General features: G+C 64.7%; 4 protein-coding genes. 2 read left to right on the top strand and 2 right to left on the bottom strand.

Annotated features, from left to right (window positions below; translation table 11 throughout):
• The coding region (locus Q0U08_RS17855) for a UxaA family hydrolase (protein ID WP_298092996.1) at positions 1-297 on the bottom strand (297 nt) is incomplete at its 3' end.
• Positions 298-509: 212 nt separating this feature from the next.
• On the opposite strand from Q0U08_RS17855, the gene Q0U08_RS17850 reads away from it, so the two are divergent.
• Together Q0U08_RS17850 and Q0U08_RS17845 are read left to right on the top strand one after the other, a co-directional pair.
• Positions 510-3,338, top strand: a complete 2,829-nt coding sequence (locus Q0U08_RS17850) for a TonB-dependent receptor (RefSeq protein ID WP_298092994.1) — start codon at positions 510-512, stop codon at positions 3,336-3,338.
• 90 nt (positions 3,339-3,428) lie between these two features.
• A complete protein-coding gene (locus tag Q0U08_RS17845) occupies positions 3,429-3,812 on the top strand; it encodes a hypothetical protein (RefSeq protein WP_298092992.1) in 384 nt (127 codons plus the stop codon).
• Here Q0U08_RS17845 and Q0U08_RS17840 read toward each other — a convergent pair.
• Positions 3,809-4,726, bottom strand: a 918-nt coding sequence (locus Q0U08_RS17840) for an ATP-binding protein (RefSeq protein WP_298092991.1), incomplete at its 5' end; no start/stop codon positions are given. The genes Q0U08_RS17845 and Q0U08_RS17840 overlap by 4 nt on opposite strands.

The raw sequence follows: 4,726 nt of genomic DNA, 5'->3' as shown, positions 1-4,726 counted from the left end.
GGGTGAAGGGAGCGGGGCGGGATCGCGGCAATAGGCGTGGTCGCCCGTCAATGCGGTGGCGAGATTGTGCGAATGGACATGCTGGCCCGGGGCGATATCGGTCGTGGCGCAACCGATGGGAAAGCCGAACTTGATGACGGCTTCACCGGCGGGGATCGGCGCCAGCGCGATCTTGTGCCCGCGCGGTACGTCCTGCGTCGCGACAAGGCGGCCATCGCCCACGCCCTGCCCCATGGGAGCGTCCTGCAATAGCGTTGCGACATTGTCGCGCGGATCAACCTGTATCCAGTCAAGCATGCCGGAGAGATGACATAGCAGCTCAGCTATTGCTACCGCTGGCATAAAAAAATTCTCAACCTCTCCTGCAAACGCTTGAAGCACCACAATCGCGGTGAATTTTCTGACATCCATGCCAGCGATGGCAGAAAAGGTTTGACTCGGCTTTATCGAGCGATCCAAAACGATTGAAGGCGCCAGCAGAAGCGCACCAGGCCGGAGGGATGATGATCGTGACGCAATTCAGACTACGTCTTTTGACCAGTGTCGGGCTGGCGACCGCATTGGTGCCAGGCTACGCTTGGGCGCAGGACGGTGCACCCACCGCAAACGTGCCGGCGCAATCGACCACGGCGCGGCCCGCCACGGATACGGCCGGCGGCACCACCTCGCCGCAGGGAACGCCGGCCGGCTCCGATCCGACAGCCGCCAATCCGCAGGTCGAGAATGAGGAAGGCGAGATCATCGTCACCGGGTTCCGCCAGAGCCTGCAGAACGCGCAGAACATCAAGCGCAACGCCAGCGAGATCGTCGACTCGATCGTGGCCGAGGATATCGGCAAGCTGCCCGACAACAATCTGGTCGAGGCGTTGCAGCGTGTCCCCGGCATCCAGATCACGCGCAACCGTGGCGAGGGTGCCAGCATCTCGATCCGCGGGCTGACGCAGGTGAACACGCTGATGAACGGTCGCGAAGCGTTCAGCGACAATGGCCGCAGCCTGAGCCTGGAGCAGATCCCGGCCGAGGTGCTGGCCGGGATCGACGTGTACAAGAACCCGTCCGCCACCCTGATCGAAGGGGGCCTGGGCGGCGTGGTCAATCTGAAGACGCGCCGGCCGTTCGACTTCAACGGCTTCCAGGCGAGCCTGAGCCTGCGCGAGAATTATTACGACTTCATCGAACGCGGCAGGCCGCAGGTGTCCGCGCTGATTTCCAACCGGTTCCAGACGGGGCTGGGCGAGATCGGCATCTTGCTGGGGGCGGCTTATCTGAAGTCGGCCGGGCGGCGTGACCAGCAGGGGGCCGAACCGTTCAACGACCGCTACAACATCGTCGATTTCAACGGAAACGGTGTCTTTGCCGGGCGCGATGCCACCAATGCGGTGGCGCAGGCGCGCGATCCCGGCGACCGGGTGCTGGCGCCGAACGGCGGCGGTGCCACGATCGAGCTGACCGATCGCACGCGTCTGGCGATCAACGGTGCGGTGCAGTGGAAGCCGAGCAGCCGGCTCTCGCTGTTCGTCGAAGGCTTCTACAACAAGTATGATTACGATCAGGACGGCTATCTGGCCTATGCCAATCGCGGGCCGCTGCTGGCGGCGCCCGATGCGAATTTCGTGTTCTACGAGGGTACGAACGTCGTCCGCTCCGGCTCCTATCGCAATGTCGAGTTTACCGCGAACGGCAGTGTCGCCACGACACGCTCCTATGTCTGGCAGATTGCCGGCGGCGGCACCTGGGAGGCGACCGACCATCTGAAGCTGACCACCGATCTGGCCTATACCAAGTCGCGCCGCATCGATGATTTCAGTGCGACGCGCGTCGGCAACAACGGCAACACCACCGGCACAAGGCTGGATTTCGACACGGCGGGCGATCAGGTGCTGTTGCAACTGTCCGGCTTCGACTTCCGCGACATCAGCAAGTACAAGTTCCTGGAATCCTTTGCCCAGCGCGAACAGGCGGAAAGCGACGGCCTCGCCGGGCGGCTGGATGCCGAGTATGACTTCGAGAACAGCTTCATCACCTCGGTCCTGATCGGCGGGCGCTACACGACCCGCGACGTGCGGCGCATGCAGGGCACGCAGAACCATTTCCCGCCGGCCGCGCCGGGACAGCCGGCCAATACCTTCCCGGCCACCGTCTTGCCCCAGGCGCTGGCGCCGATCACGCTGGCGGGCAATTTCTACCGCGACGCCAGCGTGCCCAACCCGATGAACGTGGCATTGTCGGTGCCGATCTACATCCAGCGCGATCAGGCGCTGCTGTGTCAGGTGTTCGGCGACACGATCTGCACGCCGCGCTTCAATCCGGCGAACACCTATTCGCAACGGGAACAGACCTATGCCGCTTACGGCCAGGTCAATCTCGACTTCGATACGCTGGGGGTGCCGATCGATGGCAATGTCGGGCTGCGCTATCTGAAGACCGACCTGTCGACGGTGGGCGTGGTGACGGCGCCGACCGGTGCGACATCGCCGATCGATCAGGATTCGAGCTATGACAATGTCCTGCCCAGCGCGAACCTCAGGCTGAAGATCACGCCGGACCTGTTCCTCCGCCTGGCCTATGCCAAGCAGTTGACCCGTCCCGGTTTCGGCAGCCTCAGCCCGACATTGAACGTTACCTCGCTGGCCGCCAGCGGTATCCTGAACATCAATGCCGGCAATCCGGACCTGCGACCGCTGCGCTCGACCTCCTATGACGCCAGCATCGAATGGTACTTCTCGCGCAACGGTTATGCCTATCTGTCCGGGTTCCAGAAGGATGTGAACGGCTTCATCCAGAACTTCCTGTCGCGCGAGACGGTGAACCTGCCGGCCTTCCCCAACGTCACCCAGGCGGACATCAACCGGCCGCGCAACGGCGATGACGGCCGTATCCGCGGGTTCGAGGTGGGCACCCAGACGTTTCTGGACTTCCTGCCCGGGCTGCTCGGCGGCCTGGGGGTGCAGGCGAACTATACCTATGTCACCTCGCGTGCGCCCGGCCCGATCGCCGGCCAGGACGTGCCTCTGCAAGGACTGTCGAAGAACAGCTACAATCTTGTCGGCTTCTATGAGCGCGGCGGATTCAGGGCGCGCGCCGCCTATACCTGGCGGGACGATTATGTGGAGACGACCAGCGGCCCGGGTTCGGGGTCGCTGCCCATCTATGTGCGGCCGTTCGATCAACTCGATGCCTCGATCGGGTACACGGTCAACGACCATCTCGATATCTCGGTCGATGCGTCGAACATTCTGAATTCGGCGACCAGGACGTATTTCGGCGAAACGATCCGGCCGCGCTTCAACAGCATCGTCGATCGGCGGATCGGTCTGGTGGTCCGGATCAAGAGCTAGCGCCGCGCGCATACACCGCTCGGCGCAAATTCGATTCGGTCCGACTCAAGCCGTTTGGCGTGGTGAATCGCATGCGTCACGATTCCGGCCATGACCCACTGCATCACCCATGCCTGCGGCCATGAGCAGGCGCACTATATTCCCGGCTCCGCCGGCCAGAAGGCGCAAAAGGCACGCTGGCTGGCGACCACCAAATGCCGCGCCTGCTTCGTGGCGGACAAGAAGATGGAGGAGGCACGCAACGCCGCGTCGGACGGTGCGGTGATCGCCCATCTGGACCTTGCTCCGCTGATCGGCAGCGAGCGGCAGATCGGCTGGGCCACGACCATCCGCGCCAAGCGGCTCGCGGGCATGGCGCAGGCCGCAGGTGGCGATCCGGACCCGGCCTGCATGGCTGTCGGCGATGCCCGGTGGTGGATCGACAACCGTGAGCTGAGCGACGCCGACCTGCTTGCGGAGGCGCGCGCGGCTTAACGTTCCTTCGGCAGAAGCATTTGGAAGACGGTTCCGGGTGCTTGCTGCAGCGTCAGGAGGCCGCCATGTCCGAGCACGATCTGTCTGGCGAGGGTGAGGCCCACGCCGGTGCCACCGGGCTTGGTGGTGTGGAAGGGCCGGAAGATGTGATGTGCCCTGTCGGGATGTACGCCGGGTCCGTTGTCCGCCACCTCGATCCTCAGGCCATGGTCGGCGACCTGTATGCGCAACGCGACCTGCGGCAGCGGCATGGCGACGCACGCCTCCGCCGCATTCTGCAACAACGCCCATAGCGCCTGGCAAAGCTGATCGCGATCGAGCGCCCACTCCGCCGCCTCCGTCGACACCGACAACGCCACACCTGGCCAACGCCCCGCGAACAGCCGCGCAAGATCGTCCGCCATCTCCCCCAAGCGCACCAGCCGCCGCGTCGGCGCCGGCAGCCGCGCGAGCGCGCGATACGCCTCGGTAAACCGTTGCAAACCCTCCGCCCGGCGGGAGAGTGTGCCGAGAATCTCGTGCAGCAGATCGGTATCGATAGCCGGCCGTTCGAGCGCAGCGATGCCGCTTTCGGCCAGGGAGACGATCGGGGCGAGGCCGTTCATTAGTTCGTGGCCGAGTACCTGGATCAGATCGGCCGCCGCGCGGGCTTCGGCGGTGCGTTCTTCTTGTTCGATGTCGATGAGGGCGACGACGCTGCGTCCATCGGGCATGGCGACGCGGTCGATGCGCCAGGTGCGCGCTTCGTGTAGCAGGCGGGTGGCGGCGGGATCGATCAGGGACGGTGCGGGAAGGACGCGGTTGTCGGTGGCGAACATCCCCCGTGCCGCGCGGTTGAGCGCACGCACCGCATCCCCCTCGATCGCCAGCAGCGGCGTCGGCGCAGCGTCGAGCAGCACACGCAGCGCCATGGC

The sequence above is a fragment of the uncultured Sphingomonas sp. genome (assembly GCF_946477935.1).
Taxonomy (GTDB): Bacteria; Pseudomonadota; Alphaproteobacteria; order Sphingomonadales; family Sphingomonadaceae; genus Sphingomonas.
The sequence above is the reverse complement of the archived record's forward strand: the minus strand, read 5'-3'. Positions and strand labels throughout refer to the sequence as shown.